The following is a 17,333-nucleotide window of genomic DNA, read 5'->3' as shown; positions in this document are numbered from 1 at the left end:
CTGTACACAAGCGGAAGGGGCCGTGCCGCCGGCTTACGGCCCCTGATTCCGGTATCAGAACAAGACCTTGACCACGTCACTGAAGCGCTTGGCGAAGTGCATCGTCAGGCCTTCTTTCAGATAGTCGGGCAACTCCTCGAAATCTCCGCGATTCAGCTCCGGGATGATCAGTTCGTACAGCTTCAAGCGCCGCGCGGCGATGACCTTCTCTCGCAGCCCACCGATCGGCAGCACCAGTCCGGTCAGCGTCAGCTCGCCGGTCATGGCCACGCCTTTTTTTGGTGCCTGATTGCGCGCCAACGACAGCAGTGCGCTGGCCATGCTGATGCCGGCACTCGGACCATCCTTTGGCGTCGCGCCTTCTGGCACGTGCATGTGCACGAAGGCCTGATCGAAGAATTTCGGATCGCCTTTGAATTCCTTCAGGTGCGAATTGACGTAACTGAAAGCGATTTCAGCCGACTCTTTCATGACATCACCCAACTTGCCGGTGAGCTTGAAGCCACGGTTGAGCGTATGGATGCGTGTCGCCTCGATCGGCAGTGTTGCGCCGCCCATGCTGTTCCAGGCCAAACCGGTGACCACGCCGACTCCAGTGAGCAGCTGTTCAGGGTGCCAATACGCCATGCCCAGGTAGCTTTCGATATCTTTCGGCCCGATCTTGATCTTGCTCTCAGGTTCATCGAGCAGCTTGACCACGGCCTTACGCACCACCTTGCCGAGCTGCTTGTCGAGCTGTCGAACACCGGCCTCGCGCGCGTAGCCTTCGATGAGGTTGCGCAACGCACTGTCGTTGATCGCCAACCGGTTCTTCGGCACCCCGGCGCGCTGCAACTGCCGCGGCCAGAGGTGGCGCTTGGCGATCGCCAGTTTCTCTTCGGTGATGTAACCCGACAGCCGGATGATCTCCATGCGGTCGAGCAGCGGGCCCGGGATCGAATAAAGGCTGTTGGCGGTGCAGACGAACAGGACCTTGGACAGGTCCAGGCGCAAATCAAGGTAATGATCGAGGAAACCGACGTTCTGTTCCGGGTCCAGCGTTTCCAACAGCGCCGAGGCCGGATCGCCCTGATGACTATTGCCGAGCTTGTCGACCTCGTCGAGCATGATCACCGGGTTCATCACTTCGACTTCCTTCAGCGCCTGGACCAGTTTGCCGGGCAGGGCGCCGATGTAGGTGCGGCGATGGCCCTTGATCTCGGCCTCGTCTCGCATGCCGCCGACGCTGAAACGGTAGAAGGGGCGGCCCAGCGATTCGGCAATGGACTTGCCAATGCTGGTCTTGCCGACGCCTGGCGGGCCCACCAGGAGCACGATGGAGCCGGAGATTTCACCGCGGAATGCGCCGACGGCGAGGAACTCGATGATCCGGCTTTTGATATCGTCGAGCCCGGCATGGTGCGCGTTGAGCACCTTGCGGGCGTGCTCCAGATCGAGCTTGTCTTCGCTGTACAGGCCCCAGGGCATTGAGGTCGCCCAGTCCAGATAGTTACGGGTTACCGCATACTCCGGCGAACCGGTTTCCAGCACCGAGAGCTTGGTCAGCTCGTCGTCGATCCGCTTCTGGGCGGCTGGTGGTACGACCTTGCCCTCAAGGCGGGAACGAAACTCGTCGGCATCAGCGCTGCGGTCGTCCTTGGTGATCCCCAGCTCTTGCTGGATGATCTTCAGCTGTTCCTTTAGGAAGAACTCACGCTGACGTTCGCCGATCTTGCGGTTCACTTCGCCGGTTAGTTCTTTCTGCAGCTTGGCGACTTCGACTTCCTTGCGCAGCAGGGGCAGCACCTTCTCCATGCGCTTGAGCACGGGTACGGTGTCCAGGACCTCTTGCAGCTCGATGCCTGGCGCCGTGGTCAGCGCCGCAGCGAAGTCGGTTAACGGCGACGGCGCGTTCGGGCTAAAGCGGTTGAGGTAGTTCTTCAGCTCCTCGCTGTACAGTGGATTGAGCGGCAGCAGCTCCTTGATCGCGTTGATCAGTGCCATGCCGTAGGCCTTCACCTCGTCGCGGGGGTCTTCATCGCTCTGCGGGTATTCGACTTCCACCAGGTAGGGCGGTTTACGGCGCAGCCACCCTTTGATTCGAACGCGGGCCATGCCCTGGGCGACGAATTGCAACCTGCCGCCTTCCTTCGATGCGTGGTGCACGCGCACCATGGTGCCGTGTTCGGGCAGGCTGTCCGGATCGAAGCTGGCGGCATCCTGTGCCGGGCTGTCCATGAAGAAGAGGGCCAAGCGCTGGTGCGGCGTCTTGGAGACCAGCTCCAGAGTCTCGGCCCAGGGCTCTTCGTTGACGATTATCGGCAGCACCTGTGCGGGAAAGAAAGGCCGGTTGTGGATCGGGACGATGTACAGCTTGTCGGGCAGGTCCTGATCCGGCAGCACCAGACCCGTGGAAGAGGCGTTTTGCTCGAGTTCTTGATGGATGTCGTCGTTCATGCGGCACCTGTGGCGAGTACGTGCTCTTTAGATGGGTATCTGGCGAATGATTTCAATCCAATCGTTGCCTGGCTGTTTTTGCCCACGGCTATAAAAACCGCCAAGCCTCCGGTAGAGTGCGGCCCATACCCCAGGTGCCCCTCCATGCTCAATGCCCGTCTGCTGCGCCTTGATGATCAGGCCCACGAACATGCTCACGACTACCACCAGTTGGTGCTGTCGCTCTCGGGCAGTGCCGCGTTTGAGGTCGACGGCGCAGGCGGTGAGGTGTGCCGTATGCGTGCCTGCCTGGTGCCGGGATACGCCGAACACGAGTTCGCCGGCAAGGGTGATAACCGCATGCTCATCATCGACCTCGATGAGCAGGACCTCAGCGCCGACGATCCACGGCTGCTGGCGCAGTTGTTCGAAACGCCTCGTTATCCGGCGCTGGATGCCGACTTCCACAACCTGCTGAATTACGCCGGCGCCGAACTGGCCCGCTATGGCAGCGACCCGTTGCTGGCACGGGCGCTGGGCGGTGTGCTGTTGCGTGCGTTGCACTTGCGGGTGTTTGGCGAAGCGACACACCAGCCGAAAGGGCCACTGGACATCGCGCGCCTGGATGCGCATATCGAAAGCAATCTGGCGCGGCGGATCACGGTAGCCGAGCTGGCGCAGGTGGTGTGCCTGAGCCCCAGCCACTTCCACGTGCAGTTCAAAGACAGCGTCGGCCTTACCCCGCATCAATACCTGCTGAAGAGTCGCCTCGATCGCGCCGCCAGGCTGCTGCGCGAAAGCCCGCTGCCCCTGGTGCGGATCGCTGAAGAGTGTGGCTTCTCCAGCCAGAGCGCCTTGACTACCGCCACCCGTCGTTACCTCGGGCTGACGCCGAAACGGCTGCGACGCAGCGACGAGTGACCGAACCTAAACGCACCGAGACGGTGCGTTTCGCGTTCTACCGCCCCTGCTTTGCACCGCTTTAGCGACTTTTCATGACAGGCTTTTGACGCTCATCAAAACCCATAGGTTTTTGAAAAAGTTCCGTAGTTTTGCGCAACAACCGGAAACGCCCCCGCCTTAGATTCGCCTACCCGTTTGGCGAACCGCCCGCGCATTGCTGCCCGCGCGTCGCCGTCGAACCAGATCCAAACACAACAACACTCCACGAGAGGAGCGGCGCGATGTTCAAAGCCGGTCAAGTCTTGCAGGGCGATTTCGCCAATCTGAAAGCCGCCGAATTCTTCCCCGCCATCAGCGCCAATTACAGCGTTGACGAGGCGGCCTACCTGAACGAGCTGTTGCAACTGGCCGATCCTGGCGAGGCGGGCATCGAAGCCATTCGCCGCGAAGCGCGCAGCCTGATCGAAGCGGTGCGCGGTCGTGATAACGCCGTCGACACCCTCGACGCACTGCTGCGCCAGTACAGCCTGGATACGCATGAAGGCCTGATGCTCATGTGCCTGGCCGAAGCCCTGCTGCGTGTGCCGGATTCGGCCACGGCCGACGCGCTGATCCGCGACAAGCTCAACGCCGCCGAGTGGGAACGCCATTTAGGACAGAGCGACAACGTGCTGGTCAATTTCGCGGCCTGGGGCCTGGTGATGACCGGCAAGGTGGTCGACCCGGACAATTCCGACGGCCGCCCGAAGAATGTCATTGGCCGGCTGGTCAAGCGCTCCGGCGAGCCGGTCATCCGCGCCGCGATGAATCAGGCGATGAAGCTAATGGGCAAGCAGTTCGTGCTTGGCCGGACCATATCCGAAGCCTTGAAGAACGGCCGTCCCGAGCGCGAGAAGGGCTACACCTATTCTTTCGACATGCTCGGCGAAGCGGCGCTGACTACCGAAGATGCGCGCAAGTATATGGCTGACTACCGGCAGGCTGTAGAAACCGTCGGCGCCGAGCCGCAGGTCGGTCCGGGACCGCGTCCTTCGGTGTCGATCAAGCTGTCCGCGCTGCACCCGCGTTATGAAGTGGCTCAACGTGAGCGCGTGCTCACCGAACTGTTCGAAAGCGTTCGCGAGCTGGCGATCCTGGCGCGCCGCCTAGATGTCGGTATCACCATCGATGCGGAGGAGGCCGATCGCCTCGAGCTCTCGCTGGAACTCTACGAAAAACTGATGCGCGACCCGGCTATTGCCGGCTGGGGCGAGTTCGGCCTGGTGATTCAGGCGTATTCCAAGCGCTGCCTGCCGGTACTGGTCTGGCTGACCCTGTTGGGTAAAGAGCTGAACGCGCGCATCCCGCTGCGTCTGGTGAAGGGCGCCTATTGGGACAGCGAAATCAAACAGTCCCAGGTTCAGGGCCTGGACGGGTATCCGGTATTCACCCGCAAGGAAGGTACCGATACCTCCTATCTGGCCTGCGCGCGCTACCTGTTGTCCGAGCACACCCGCGGCGTGATCTACCCGCAATTCGCCAGCCACAACGCGCACACCGTGAGCTGCATCCTGTCGATGGTCGGCGAGTTGAAGACGCCGCGCGAGTTCGAATTCCAGCGTCTGCACGGCATGGGCGATGCGCTCTACGACACGGTGATCGAAAAGTACCGCAAGAACGTCCGCATCTACGCGCCGGTTGGTGCTCACAAGGATCTGCTGCCGTATCTGGTGCGTCGTCTGTTGGAAAACGGCGCTAACTCATCGTTTGTTCACCAGTTGGTCGACCCGCGCGTGCCGGTCGAAACCCTGATCGACCATCCGGTGACCCAGCTGCGCCAGTTCAAGACCCTCGGCAACCATCGCATCCCGCTTCCGCCGGCGCTGTACGGCAATCGGACCAACTCGCAAGGCATCAACATGAACATCCAGACCCAGTGGAACGAACTGTCCAGCGCCTACCAGACTTTCCTCGATCGCCAGTGGCAAGCCGCGCCAGTGATCGGCGGGCAGAAGCTCACCGGCACAGCTCACAAGGTGCATTGCCCGTATCAGCTCAGCCAGGAAGTGGGCACCGCCCAGTTCGCCACTGCCGAGCAGGCCAAACAGGCCATCGACGGGTTGTCAGCTTTTTGGCCGCGCTGGAACGCCACGCCCATCGAGCAGCGCGCGCAGATTCTCGAACGCCTTGGTGACCTGCTGGAAGCCAACCGCGCCGAGCTGATGGCCCTGTGCACGCTGGAAGCCGGCAAAACCCTGCAGGACGGCATTGACGAAGTCCGCGAGGCGGTCGATTTCTGCCGTTACTACGCGCTGCAAGCCCGCCTGAAACTTGGCCGCGAAGAACTCAAAGGTCCGACCGGCGAGCGTAACGAGCTGTTCCATGAAGGCCGTGGCGTGTTCGTCTGCATCAGCCCCTGGAACTTCCCGCTGGCTATCTACCTTGGGCAGATCACCGCTGCGCTGGTCGCCGGTAACACCGTGCTGGCCAAGCCGGCCGAGCAGACCAGCCTGATTGCTGCCCGTGCGCTGGAGCTGATGTTCGAAGCCGGCCTACCGAAGGAGGCGATTGCCTTCCTGCCGGGTGACGGCGCGACCCTGGGCGGCGTGTTCTGCCGCGACCCGCGCGTCGTTGGCGTGTGCTTTACCGGCTCTACCGATACTGCGCGCATCATCAACCGCCAGCTGGCCGAGAAGGAGGGCGCCATCGCCACCCTGATCGCCGAAACCGGCGGCCAGAACGCGATGATCGTCGACTCCACCGCGCTGCCTGAGCAGGTGGTCAAGGATGCCATCGGTTCGGCCTTCACCAGCGCCGGTCAGCGTTGCTCGGCCCTGCGCGTGCTCTACGTGCAGCGTGACATCGCCGACCGTGTTATCGAGTTGATCAAAGGCGCCATGGATCAACTCAAAGTCGGCCCGACCCATCTGCGTGAAAACGACCTGGGCCCGGTGATCGATGCCGAAGCCCGCGACGGCCTGCTGGCGCATATCCAGCAACTCAAGGCCGAAGGCAAACTGATTGCCGAAGCCAAGCTGCCGGGCAGCCTCAACGGTCACTTCGTCGCGCCCGTGGCGTTCGAAATCGGCGGGATTCACGAGCTGAAAAAAGAGCAATTCGGCCCTGTATTGCACGTGGTGCGCTTCGATGCGGCAGATCTGGAAAAGGTCGTCGCCGACATCAACGCCACCGGCTACGGCCTGACCCTTGGCATACACAGCCGCAACGAGGAAACAGCCGAGCGCATCGAGGCGCTGGCGCGAGTCGGCAACCTCTACGTCAACCGCAACCAGGTGGGCGCTGTGGTCGGCGTGCAGCCGTTCGGTGGCTGTGGCCTGTCTGGTACTGGCCCGAAAGCCGGTGGCCCGAGCTATTTGCTGCGCTTCGTCAACGAACGCACGACGTCGACCAACACCACGGCTGTAGGCGGTAACGCGTCCCTGCTGTCGCTGGGCGACGATTGAGGGGCCTGGCGGCCTGCATTCGCCGCGAGGGCGCGCCTCCCACAAAGGCAGCGGTGTACACCTGCCGCTTTCGTGGGAGGCCCGCCTCGGGGCGAAACTTTTAAGCTCAAGCTTTGTATGCCGCACTGGTTTCACCCCGGCCGCCCCGGCGATTGGATCACAACAACAACCAGAACAGTTGGCGGATCGCTCTTCCGCCTCTGATGGGCTCAGGTGAGCCCGTCCCGGTGATGGCGCGAACCGCCATCGCCCTCTGCCAGGTGGGATCGGGAATACCCTCGCGCCCATCAACAACAACTAACGAGGGAACAAAATGAGCATCAGTACTCCCACTTTGATCACGTTCGTGATCTACATCGGCGCCATGCTGTTGATCGGCTTCGTCGCCTACCGTGCCACCAAGAACTTCGATGACTACATCCTGGGGGGACGTAGCCTGGGAAGTTTCGTCACCGCACTGTCGGCAGGCGCTTCGGATATGAGCGGCTGGCTGCTGATGGGCCTGCCAGGGGCCATCTTCGTCGCGGGGCTATCTGAAAGCTGGATCGCCATCGGCCTGATTGCCGGTGCCTGGCTGAACTGGCTGTTCGTCGCCGGGCGCCTGCGTGTGCACACCGAGCGCAACAAGAACGCACTAACCCTGCCAGACTACTTCTCCCACCGCTTCGAAGACGAAAGCCGCACGTTGCGGATCTTCTCGGCTTTGGTCGTACTGGTGTTCTTCACCATCTACTGCGCCTCCGGTGTGGTCGCTGGCGCGCGTCTGTTCGAGAGCAGCTTTGGCATTCCCTACGATCTTGCGCTGTGGATCGGTGCTGCTGCAACCATCCTCTACGTATTCATCGGCGGGTTCCTCGCGGTCAGCTGGACGGACACGGTGCAAGCTACGCTGATGATCTTCGCGCTGCTGATCACGCCGGTGTTCGTGATTCTGGCGCTGGGCGACATGGGCGCTGCGATGGATACCATTGCTACGCAGAACCCGGCCGCGTTCGACATGTTCAACGGCCTGTCCTTCGTCGCCATCGTCTCCTTGCTGGCCTGGGGCTTGGGCTACTTCGGTCAGCCGCATATTCTGGTGCGCTTCATGGCCGCCGATTCGGTCAAGACCATCCCCAACGCCCGCCGCATCGGCATGGCCTGGATGATTCTCACCTTGGCCGGTGCGGTCGCCGTGGGCTTCTTCGGCATTGCCTATTTTGCAGGTCACCCGGAATTGGCCGGTCCGGTCAGCGAGAACGGTGAGCGGGTGTTCATGGAGCTGGTGAAGATCCTGTTCAACCCCTGGGTTGCCGGCATCATCCTGTCTGGTGTCCTGGCTGCTGTGATGAGTACGCTCAGCGCGCAGCTGTTGGTTAGCTCCAGCGCCCTGACGCAAGACTTCTACAAAGCCATGCTGCGCAAGAACGCCTCGCAGACCGAACTGGTCTGGGTGGGTCGTGCGATGGTTCTGCTGATCGCCTTTATCGCCCTTGGCATTGCCTCCAACCCGGACAGCAAGGTGCTGGGCCTGGTCTCCTACGCCTGGGCGGGCTTTGGTGCTGCCTTTGGTCCTGTGGTGCTGATTTCGCTGCTGTGGAAGAACATGACCCGCAACGGCGCGCTGGCTGGCATGGTTGTCGGTGCCGTCACCGTGGTGGTGTGGAAGGAGTTCATCGGCATGGGTCTGTACGAGATCATTCCGGGCTTCATCCTCGCCAGCCTTGCCATCGTGATCTTCAGCAAGGTCGGAGCCGGTGCTTCACCGAGCATGATCAAGCGCTTCGAGGACGCCGAGCGCGAATATCAAGGCCGCTGATTGAGTAGCTGACGTAACCAAAAACCCCGCTGCCGGCATTCCGGCAGCGGGGTTTTCTTTTGTATCCGCGACCAACCATTAACCGCTGGTCGGCGATGACTCATGTGGCGTGGTTAGTCGTCGACAACAAGGTTCTTGCGATCGTCCTTAGCGCCTGCTGCGATCAGATGCTCAGCCATGTCTTCGGTCACGTGAACGCTATGGCCGCTGATATGAGCCATGGACATCCGAGCTGCTGGATCTGTCGAGACTCGCACGTCCTTGATGGCGCAGGTCTGGGTGGCGTTTTCGAGTGTGGTTGAACAGGTGCCGTTTGCAGTATCGATGTTGACTGTCATGGCGGGTCTCCTCGGGTGTGCGATGGAGCCGCACTGAAAGGTGCAGCTACTCAGAGTGAGACCGTAGCCAGGACGATCTGTTTGTGCGTAGCGGTAATTGAATCCGACAACGGCGTCGGCGGAAGCGAAAATTATGCTGATCAACTGATGGCAATAGGCTAGCCTGATCAGGCCAGCAGGTTGCCAAGGAAGGCGGTAGTCCCACGGTAATCGTCAAGATGGCGGAGTCAGCCAGATGTTCAATCGTGTTGTGTGGTCCAGTTGTTTTCTGCTGCTTTGCGCCCTCACCAAATCAGCGCAGGCCCAGCCGTTCAGCGCGTTTGTGTTCGATGCGCAGGGGCGGCCGGTGGAGGGCGCCGTGCTCAGCCTGGCGGGGCAGGCGCAGGCCAAACCCGTCGCCGTGGCGGTCATGGATCAGATCGACAAACAATTCTCACCGGCCGTGCTGGCCGTTGCGACCGGCACCGCGGTGAGCTTTCCCAACGGCGATGACATTCGCCATCAGGTCTACTCGTTTTCGCCAGCAAAGCGGTTCGAACTGCGCCTCTACGAAGGCACGCCGAGCAAGCCTGTCATCTTCGATCGACCGGGGCTGGTGGTGCTGGGCTGCAACATCCATGACTGGATGCTTGGCTACGTCTATATCACCGATGACCCATGGTTCGCTGTCAGCGACGAGCAGGGTCGCATCCAGTTGGACGTGCCGGCCGGCCAGTATCCCTCTACGCTCTGGCACCCGGCGCTGGTTGATATGCCGCCTATCGAGGCGGGGCGGCTGGAAGTGGGGGCTGTGCCTATCGAGCTGAAGCTGCCGATTGCTATTGCCGCTGCGCTGCAACCCTCGGCACCGCCACCCACACCCTTTGCCGACGCGTTCAGAAAAGCCGCCCATGACGCGCACCCTTAGTTTTCACGCACGTCTTTCGTGGATCCTCGCCGCCTTTCTGCTGGTGGTGATCGGCGCTCTGTATTTCTCTGTGCGTCTGGTGACCGAAGCGGCCGTGAGCCGGCAGGCCGCCGAGCGGCTCGATTCCGGGTTACGAGTATTCGAGCGTTTGATCGACATTCGCAGTCGTCAACTGCGTGACGGCGTACAGGTGCTGGTCGCGGATTTCGGCTTCAAGGAGGCGGTGGCCACCGGCGATACCCTGACCTTGCAATCGGCGATGGCCAATCAGGCGGCCCGGATCAATGCCAGCGAAGCCATGCTGATCGGCCTGGACGGTCGGGTGCTGGCCTCGAGCCTGTCCAATGCCGTACCCGGCGAGACCTTCCGCTACGCCGCCGAACTGCGAGACGCGCGAGGGCAGGGACCGACCCTGCTCATCGTAGTGCTCGATCAACAGGCGCACCTGTTGGTCGAGGCCGAAGTCCGCGCGCCTTTGCCCATTGCGCGAGTGGTGATGGGATTCGCCATGGACGAAGCGCTTGCGCACGAGCTCAAGGAACTAACTGGCCTGGACGTGTCTTTTCTGGCCAAGGCGGAGGGCAACAGCGAACAGCTGGCGACCACACTCAAGTCCGAGGCCCATGCCGAACTGATCGATGGTTGGAGCCGTCATGAACATGCCAATGGCATCGAAGAGCTGACACTCGATGGTGAGCGCTATCTCAACGAGGACGTGGTGCTGTCGCAGGGTGACGGCTATAGCGTGATTGCCCTGGCCCACAGCTCGCTGGACGACGCGCTGGTCGGCTTTCACCAGTTAGATATGCGGATCCTGCTGATTACGCTCGTTGGCCTGATTGCCTCCTTGTTGGGAGCGCTGATGTTGGCACGTAGTCTTTCAGGACCGGTGAACGCGCTGGCTCAAGCCGCCCAGCGGGTCGGTCGCGGTGACTACCACACGCCCATCGAACTGGACCGCGACGATGAACTCGGCAGCCTGGCCAAAGCACTGAACCAGATGCAGCGCGGCATCGCCGAACGTGAGCAACTGATTGCACACAACATGCTGCACGACGATGTGACGGGCCTGCCCAATCGATCCCTGGCCGCCGAATTGCTTTCCCGCGCTGTCGAGGCCGGCCGGATCACGGCGGTGTTGCACATTGGTATCGGCAACCTCGACGCCGTGCAGGACAGCGGCGGCTCCGAAGGCGTAGACCAGGCGCTGCGCGAGCTGACCCAGCGCCTGCAGGCAGGCTTGCAGCCCGGTGATCACCTGGCGAGGATGCTCTCCGATGAATTCCTGCTGATCGTCAGCGATACCTCCGCTGACAACGCCTTCAGCGCAGCGGTCGCGGTGCAGCAGGCATTGGCCCTGCCAGTGCGCGTCGCCGAGCTTGAAATGCGCATCGAAGCACACATCGGCGTGGCGGGTTATCCGGACGATGCCGGCAGCGTCGACGAGTTGCTGCGCCGCGCCAGGATCGCCATGCAGGACGCGGCGCAGATGCCGGACGGTCTGCAGCTCTACCAGCATGGGCGTGACGATGCCCATCAGCGGCAGATCAGCCTGATTCGCGACCTACGGCATGCCGCAAACGGAGGTGGTCTGCATCTGCATTTCCAGCCCAAGGTTGATCTCGAACACGGTCGGGTCTACCAAGCCGAGGCGCTGCTGCGCTGGAATCACCCGATCTATGGCCTGGTGTCGCCCGGCGAATTCATTCCGTTGGCTGAACGCACGGGCAGCATCCAGCTGCTTACCGCCTGGGTGATCGAGGCGGTGCTGCGGCAGCTACATATCTGGAACGGTCGCGGCCTGTACATGGAAGTGTCGTTGAACATTTCCGCCGAGGACCTCAGCAGCCTGACCTTGGAGCAACGGGTGACCGAGTTGCTGCAGCGCTACGTGATTCCGGGGGACCAGCTGGTATTCGAGATTACCGAAAGCGCCATGATGCGCGACCCGGAGCGCGCGCTGACGATGCTTCATCGGTTGCGGGCGTTGGGTATTCGGTTGTCGGTGGACGACTTCGGTACCGGCTTCTCCTCGCTCGCTCAACTGCGGCGCATGCCGGTACAGGAATTGAAGATCGATCAGTCGTTCATTCGCGAGCTGGACGACACCTGTGGTGATGCGGTGATTGTCCGTTCGACCATCGATATGAGCCATGCGCTGGGCCTCAAGGTCGTCGCCGAAGGCGTCGAACATGGCGAAACGCGTGATCTTTTGCGGGCTTGGGGGTGCGACACCTTGCAGGGGTATTTTTTCAGCCGACCGTTGCCTGCTGATGCCTTCGAGGCCTGGTTGAAACAGCAACCCCACCTGGCTGCGCGACCGCTCAAGGAGCCTTCATGACAGCCCTGCGAACACTGCTGCTGGCCGCGTGCTGCGTGCCGATGATCGCCAGTGCCGATGCGGGGCGTTTATTGGCTACCGGTGGCGCGACGGGGATCGAAGGTGCTGCAGGCGGCGGGATCACGCCATGGGCTGTGCTGGCGGGGTACGGCGAGCGAGGCGAGTGGGGCGGCGATGTCTTCGCGACTCGTGTCGAAACGGGCGACTACCGGCTAGATGTCGCCGGTGTGGCGTTTGCCTTCGATAATCGCCTTGAGCTGTCTTTTGCGCGGCAGCGTTTCGATCTCGGCAATCTGGCGCGGGACCTGTCGCTCCCGGAAAACAGCCTCAGCCAGGACATCTTCGGCATCAAACTGCGGTTATTCGGCGATCTTCTCTATGACCGATTGCCGCAGGTTTCGCTAGGCGCACAGCATAAACGTCAGAAGGACTTCCTGATCCCGTCGTTGATCGGTGCTCAGCGCGACGAAGACACCGAGGCCTACCTCACCGCGAGTCGGCTTATCCTCGGCGGTGCCTTTGGTTACAACCTGCTGCTCAACGGCGGCGTCCGTTACAGCCGCGCCAACGAACTCGGCCTGCTTGGCTTCGGCGGTGACCGTCGAGACAGCCGCAGCCTGCTCAAGGAAGGCTCAGCCGCTGTGTTGTTCAATCCGAACTGGGTGCTCGGCGTCGAATACCGGGAGAAGCCCGACAACCTGTCGTTCGCCGGCGAAAGCGATTGGGCGGATTTGTTTCTCGGCTATTTCCCCAACAAGCGCCTTGCCGTGGTGCTGGCTTATGCGCGGCTCGGTGAAATTGCCACGCTGGACAATCAGGATGGCGCTTACCTGTCCGTACAAGGCAGCTTTTGATGCATCGGCTCGTCCTGCTGTTCTGTTTGTGGCTTGCTGCCTGCACCCAGCAAGCGATCAAGGATGACAGCCTGTTCCGGCAGCTGGGTGGCGAGCCCGGTATTACCCGCATCGTGGAAGGGATGCTGCTGCGCATTGCCCGGGACCCGCGCATCGTCGAACACTTTCAAGCTGTCGACATCCAGCGTGTGCGCGACAAGCTGATCGAGCGGTTTTGCGTCGAGGCGGGCGGCCCGTGCACTTACACCGGCGACAGCATGGAGGAAAGCCACAAGGGCCTGGCGCTGACACCCAGCGACTTCAATGCGCTGGTGGAAGATCTGCAGGCGGCGATGACTGATGAGGGTGTCTCGATGCCCGCGCAGAACCGTTTGCTGGCGCGCCTGGCGCCCATGCGCGGGCAAGTCATCGACCGCTGAAAGCGCTAGCGGTGACGATCAAAACAAACCACTGCATGACCGGTTCGCCAGCCTGGTCAGGCAAGGACGGCCATAGGTCGTTCCGTTCGCACCTTTCCCAGTCAAAACTGTCCGGTCACGAGCGCAGAGTGCATCGAGACGCTATGCTTTCGTTCTAACCCGACCCATCCGTTGCCAACGCTGCGCCACAAGCGTTCGCGTTTCGTCAGTGGAGGCGGGGGCCTGGCCCCTGCAGCACAAGGAAAACAAAACCAATGAATGTGAGTACCCCCACTCTGATCACCTTCGTGATCTACATCGCGGCGATGATCCTTATCGGTTTCACTGCCTACCGCGCCACCAAGAACTTCGACGACTACATCCTCGGCGGCCGCAGCCTCGGCAGTTTCGTCACCGCATTGTCGGCGGGCGCGTCCGACATGAGCGGCTGGTTGCTGATGGGGCTGCCGGGCGCCATCTTCGTTGCGGGCCTGTCCGAAAGCTGGATCGCCATCGGCCTGATTGCTGGCGCCTGGCTCAACTGGATCTTCGTCGCTGGCCGTCTGCGCGTGCACACCGAGCACAATCACAACGCCCTGACCCTGCCGGACTATTTCTCTCATCGCTTCGAGGACACCAGTCGCCTGCTGCGCATCTTTTCGGCGCTGGTGATTCTGGTGTTCTTCACTATTTACTGCGCCTCCGGCGTGGTGGCGGGCGCCCGCCTGTTCGAGTCGACCTTTGGGATGGAATACGGTACCGCGCTGTGGGTAGGTGCAGCGGCAACCATTCTTTACGTGTTCATCGGCGGCTTCCTCGCGGTGAGCTGGACCGACACCGTGCAGGCCACACTGATGATCTTCGCGCTGTTGATCACACCGGTCTTCGTGATTCTGGCACTGGGCGACATGGGCACCGCCATGGACACGATCGCGGCGCAGGATCCGTCGAATTTCGACATGTTCAAGGGGCTGTCCTTCATCGCCATCATCTCGCTGCTCGGCTGGGGTCTTGGCTACTTCGGTCAGCCTCACATCCTGGTGCGCTTCATGGCGGCCGACTCGGTGAAGACCATTCCCAACGCCCGCCGTATCGGTATGACCTGGATGATCCTGACGCTCGCAGGCGCTGTAACCGTGGGCTTCCTCGGTATCGCTTACTTCGCCGACAACCCCGCGCTGGCCGGTCCGGTCACTGAGAACGGCGAGCGGGTGTTTATGGAACTGGTCAAGCTGATGTTCAACCCCTGGGTGGCCGGCATCATCCTCTCCGGCGTACTGGCTGCCGTCATGAGTACCCTCAGTGCGCAGCTGCTGGTCAGCTCCAGCGCACTGACCCAGGACTTCTACAAAGCCTTCCTGCGCAAGGGCGCGTCGCAGACCGAACTGGTTTGGGTCGGTCGCGGCATGGTGCTGCTGATTGCCTTGATCGCCATCGGCATTGCGTCAAACCCGGACAGCAAGGTGCTGGGATTGGTGTCCTACGCCTGGGCAGGCTTCGGCGCTGCATTCGGGCCAGTGGTGTTGATCTCGCTGGTGTGGAAGCGCATGACGCGCAACGGTGCGCTGGCGGGCATGTTGGTCGGCGCTATCACCGTGGTGGTGTGGAAGGAGTTCATTGGGCTCGGATTGTACGAAATCATCCCGGGCTTCATCCTTGCCAGCATCGCCATCTACGTGGTGAGCATCATGGGCAAGGAGCCGGCGGCTTCCATTCAGCAGCGCTTCGAAGTGGCTGACGCGGAGTACCGTGCCGGCTGATCGCACCGCGTCGGGATCATCGTCACAGCGGCGATGATCCTCGCGCTTCGCTTCTCGCTTGAATCTCCTGTCGTTACTCCCCGCCGCAGAGGATACTGGTCCTCAGGCGCCAGCCTTTGGCGCCCAAAGGAAATTCAGGAGTATTCCAATGAAAGCGCAATCCGTGATGACTCGCGCCGCAGCCGTCGTGCTGGCGGCTCTGTTGATGACTGGCTGCAGCCTGCGCTTGCCAGGCGTCGGTATCGACATCGGTGATGGCGGTGGCGGTGGCCACGGCGGCAATCACTGCCCGCCGGGCCAGGCCAAGAAGGGTAACTGCTGAGCCAGGCGAAACCCCTCCCACCAACTGAATGGCGACTGCCATTCAGTACCCCTCCAAGTGACGCCAGGATCTTCTCCTGCTTGATTCGGTTTCCTTGTTCGCCTCGCTTACCCGTGCTCACCCATCATAACCATGACGACAGTCCTGATATTTACGAGACGACATAGCCGCTCATCCCCTGAGCCGCCGAACGGTTTGACAGGTCTAAGCTTTCTGCCACGGTTAGTCTGAGTGCGCGTACCGCTTGCGCTTGGCAAGCCCGGCAAAGCTCGCATCGCTAAAACAAAAACAATAAACATCTGAGGAACCTCTCATGCTTCCAAGCAAGTTGGCTTTAGCCTGCACGCGTGCCATCGCCGGCGTGGTGCTGGTCGGTACTATCGGAATAGCTGCCGATGTTCAGGCACGGTCCAAGCCGATCAAGCCCCCGGTCTCCCACAGCGAATCACGTGAACAGGATTCGCGCGCCTTCGCCCCCATTGTCTCGCCGTTGGCAGCATTTCCCGGTCTGCCCAGCGAGCGCTGGACCGGCATTTACGAGGGCGCGTCCTACCAGATCGAAGTGCCACCAAACTGGAACGGCATGCTCGTCATGTATGCGCACGGCTATCGCGGTACCGGACCCGAACTGACCGTTGGACCGCCGCCGATCCGTCCATGGCTACTGCAACAGGGATACGCCTGGGCAGCCTCCAGCTACAGCAAGAACTACTACGATGTGCGCGCCGGCATTGAAGACACCAACGCGCTGGCGCTGGCCTTCAGCGATCTGACCGGCAAAGCCCAGCCGAGCAAGACCTACATAACCGGGCATTCCATGGGCGGCCACGTCGCTGCGGCCGCGGTGGAAGCCGAGACCTACGCCACCGCTAACAATCCGGTGCGCTACAGCGGCTCGGTGCCGATGTGCGGCGTCACGGGTGACGTCTATGAATTCGAATACCTGATGAACTTCACCCTGGCCGCACAGCACCTGGCCGGGCAGGGCCCGACCACCTTCCCTGCGACGGATTTCCAGGCCAAATTGCCGCAGATTATCGGAACGCTGTGGGACAGCTACCCGACCGACCCGTCGCCGCAGGGTGAGAAGCTGGAAGGCATCGTTCGTGACCTCAGCGGTGGTGAACGCCCGATTTTTGCCGAGGGCTTCCGCACCAGCCTGCAAAGTGTCGTACTGGGCACCGGAGGCCAAGACGGTTCGGTGAACGGCATTCTGGCCGACTCGCTCAGTGGCAACCTCGCCACCCGCTATCAGTTCGACACGAACAAAGCGATGTCCCGCGAAGAGCGCGAGTTCAACGACTCGATCATCCGCGTGGTCGGCCATCCACCGGCCAACAGCATCCGCCCGGACGGGCTGCGCTGGATTCCGGTCGTGAACGGCCAGTTCAACGTCCCCGTAGTCAGCATCCACACCCTCGGCGACCTCTACGTGCCGTTCAAGCATCAACAGATCTATCGCCGCAACGCCGAAGCCAACGGCAACGGCGACTTGCTGGTGCAGCGAGCCATTCGCGCGCCCAGTCACTGTGATTTCACCTATCAGGAACAGGTTGAAGCGATGGCGGCAATGCTTCAGTGGGATCAGCAGGGCGTCAAGCCAGCGGGTGACGAGGTCCTCAATCCGCGCGTAGTCGCAAACCCTTCCTACGGTTGCCAATTTACGCGTAATGACGGCACGCAGAATCGGACGTCGTTGCCGGCTTGCCCTGAGAGTTGATCCGCTAGCGACGGAAAACGAAAAAGCCCTGCTCCGGCAGTAATGCTGTTCACTTAAGCATTTGAGTCCAGGCCGTGGCTTCTAGAAAATCCGATACCAGTCCTCTGGTATCGGATTTTTTATGCCCATTCAGC

The 17,333-nt window shown here is 61.5% G+C and carries 12 protein-coding genes; 10 read left to right on the top strand and 2 right to left on the bottom strand.

Annotated elements, in window-relative coordinates:
- Positions 1–54 precede the first annotated feature (54 nt).
- Complete coding sequence (lon, locus tag ACIGHL_RS19090) at positions 55–2,436, bottom strand: endopeptidase La (protein WP_216706946.1); 2,382 nt, start codon at positions 2,434–2,436, stop codon at positions 55–57.
- Between the two features lie 144 nt (positions 2,437–2,580).
- Between lon and ACIGHL_RS19085 the strand changes: the two genes are divergently transcribed.
- From ACIGHL_RS19085 to putP (ACIGHL_RS19075), 3 genes are all read left to right on the top strand, one after another.
- Positions 2,581–3,336, top strand: a complete 756-nt coding sequence (locus ACIGHL_RS19085; RefSeq protein WP_128121504.1) for an AraC family transcriptional regulator — start codon at positions 2,581–2,583, stop codon at positions 3,334–3,336.
- 263 nt (positions 3,337–3,599) lie between these two features.
- Positions 3,600–6,761 carry a bifunctional proline dehydrogenase/L-glutamate gamma-semialdehyde dehydrogenase PutA gene (gene putA, locus ACIGHL_RS19080; RefSeq protein ID WP_128121503.1) on the top strand — a complete coding sequence of 1,054 codons (3,162 nt, stop codon included), beginning with the start codon at positions 3,600–3,602 and terminating at the stop codon, positions 6,759–6,761.
- A gap of 313 nt (positions 6,762–7,074) precedes the next feature.
- Complete coding sequence (putP, locus tag ACIGHL_RS19075; RefSeq protein ID WP_128121502.1) at positions 7,075–8,559, top strand: sodium/proline symporter PutP; 1,485 nt, start codon at positions 7,075–7,077, stop codon at positions 8,557–8,559.
- A 113-nt stretch (positions 8,560–8,672) separates the two neighbouring features.
- Here the strand turns inward: putP (ACIGHL_RS19075) and ACIGHL_RS19070 are convergent, their stop codons facing one another.
- On the bottom strand, positions 8,673–8,897 hold the full coding sequence (locus ACIGHL_RS19070) for a DUF3203 family protein (protein WP_045429298.1): 225 nt from the start codon (positions 8,895–8,897) through the stop codon (positions 8,673–8,675).
- Between the two features lie 235 nt (positions 8,898–9,132).
- Between ACIGHL_RS19070 and ACIGHL_RS19065 the strand changes: the two genes are divergently transcribed.
- The 7 genes from ACIGHL_RS19065 to ACIGHL_RS19035 all read left to right on the top strand — a co-directional run bounded on the left by ACIGHL_RS19065 (position 9,133) and on the right by ACIGHL_RS19035 (position 17,199).
- Positions 9,133–9,804 carry a methylamine utilization protein gene (locus ACIGHL_RS19065; RefSeq protein ID WP_241509271.1) on the top strand — a complete coding sequence of 224 codons (672 nt, stop codon included), beginning with the start codon at positions 9,133–9,135 and terminating at the stop codon, positions 9,802–9,804.
- Positions 9,788–12,145, top strand: coding sequence for a putative bifunctional diguanylate cyclase/phosphodiesterase (locus tag ACIGHL_RS19060; protein WP_128121501.1), 2,358 nt, complete (start codon positions 9,788–9,790; stop codon positions 12,143–12,145). Before ACIGHL_RS19065 ends, ACIGHL_RS19060 begins: the two co-directional genes overlap by 17 nt.
- Positions 12,142–12,999 carry a DUF3034 family protein gene (locus ACIGHL_RS19055; protein WP_128121500.1) on the top strand — a complete coding sequence of 286 codons (858 nt, stop codon included), beginning with the start codon at positions 12,142–12,144 and terminating at the stop codon, positions 12,997–12,999. The genes ACIGHL_RS19060 and ACIGHL_RS19055 overlap by 4 nt, the downstream gene beginning before the upstream one ends.
- Entirely contained in the window at positions 12,999–13,418 is a 420-nt protein-coding gene (locus ACIGHL_RS19050; RefSeq protein WP_128121499.1) for a group I truncated hemoglobin, read from the top strand. Before ACIGHL_RS19055 ends, ACIGHL_RS19050 begins: the two co-directional genes overlap by 1 nt.
- Positions 13,419–13,672: 254 nt before the next feature.
- Positions 13,673–15,157: a sodium/proline symporter PutP gene (gene putP / locus ACIGHL_RS19045; protein WP_128121498.1), complete on the top strand. Its 1,485-nt coding sequence runs from the start codon at positions 13,673–13,675 to the stop codon at positions 15,155–15,157.
- A 148-nt stretch (positions 15,158–15,305) separates the two neighbouring features.
- On the top strand, positions 15,306–15,479 hold the full coding sequence (locus ACIGHL_RS19040) for a hypothetical protein (RefSeq protein WP_181690039.1): 174 nt from the start codon (positions 15,306–15,308) through the stop codon (positions 15,477–15,479).
- 313 nt (positions 15,480–15,792) lie between these two features.
- A complete protein-coding gene (locus ACIGHL_RS19035) occupies positions 15,793–17,199 on the top strand; it encodes an alpha/beta hydrolase family protein (RefSeq protein ID WP_128121497.1) in 1,407 nt (468 codons plus the stop codon).
- Positions 17,200–17,333: the final 134 nt, after the last annotated feature.

The sequence above is a fragment of the Pseudomonas sp. NPDC077451 genome (assembly GCF_044543345.1).
GTDB lineage: Bacteria > Pseudomonadota > Gammaproteobacteria > Pseudomonadales > Pseudomonadaceae > Stutzerimonas.
Note: the sequence above shows the minus strand (reverse complement) of the source record. Positions and strands in the feature narration are given on the sequence as shown.

What these genes read in the sequence shown, in the direction of transcription:
- ACIGHL_RS19070 (WP_045429298.1), bottom strand. Translation starts at nt 8,897, where the DNA reads ATGACAGTCAACATCGATACTGCAAACGGCACCTGTTCAACCACACTC.
- putP (WP_128121502.1), top strand. Translation starts at nt 7,075, where the DNA reads ATGAGCATCAGTACTCCCACTTTGATCACGTTCGTGATCTACATCGGC.
- lon (WP_216706946.1), bottom strand. Translation starts at nt 2,436, where the DNA reads ATGAACGACGACATCCATCAAGAACTCGAGCAAAACGCCTCTTCCACG.
- ACIGHL_RS19050 (WP_128121499.1), top strand. Translation starts at nt 12,999, where the DNA reads ATGCATCGGCTCGTCCTGCTGTTCTGTTTGTGGCTTGCTGCCTGCACC.
- ACIGHL_RS19035 (WP_128121497.1), top strand. Translation starts at nt 15,793, where the DNA reads ATGCTTCCAAGCAAGTTGGCTTTAGCCTGCACGCGTGCCATCGCCGGC.
- ACIGHL_RS19060 (WP_128121501.1), top strand. Translation starts at nt 9,788, where the DNA reads ATGACGCGCACCCTTAGTTTTCACGCACGTCTTTCGTGGATCCTCGCC.
- ACIGHL_RS19040 (WP_181690039.1), top strand. Translation starts at nt 15,306, where the DNA reads ATGAAAGCGCAATCCGTGATGACTCGCGCCGCAGCCGTCGTGCTGGCG.
- ACIGHL_RS19055 (WP_128121500.1), top strand. Translation starts at nt 12,142, where the DNA reads ATGACAGCCCTGCGAACACTGCTGCTGGCCGCGTGCTGCGTGCCGATG.
- ACIGHL_RS19085 (WP_128121504.1), top strand. Translation starts at nt 2,581, where the DNA reads ATGCTCAATGCCCGTCTGCTGCGCCTTGATGATCAGGCCCACGAACAT.
- ACIGHL_RS19065 (WP_241509271.1), top strand. Translation starts at nt 9,133, where the DNA reads ATGTTCAATCGTGTTGTGTGGTCCAGTTGTTTTCTGCTGCTTTGCGCC.
- putP (WP_128121498.1), top strand. Translation starts at nt 13,673, where the DNA reads ATGAATGTGAGTACCCCCACTCTGATCACCTTCGTGATCTACATCGCG.
- putA (WP_128121503.1), top strand. Translation starts at nt 3,600, where the DNA reads ATGTTCAAAGCCGGTCAAGTCTTGCAGGGCGATTTCGCCAATCTGAAA.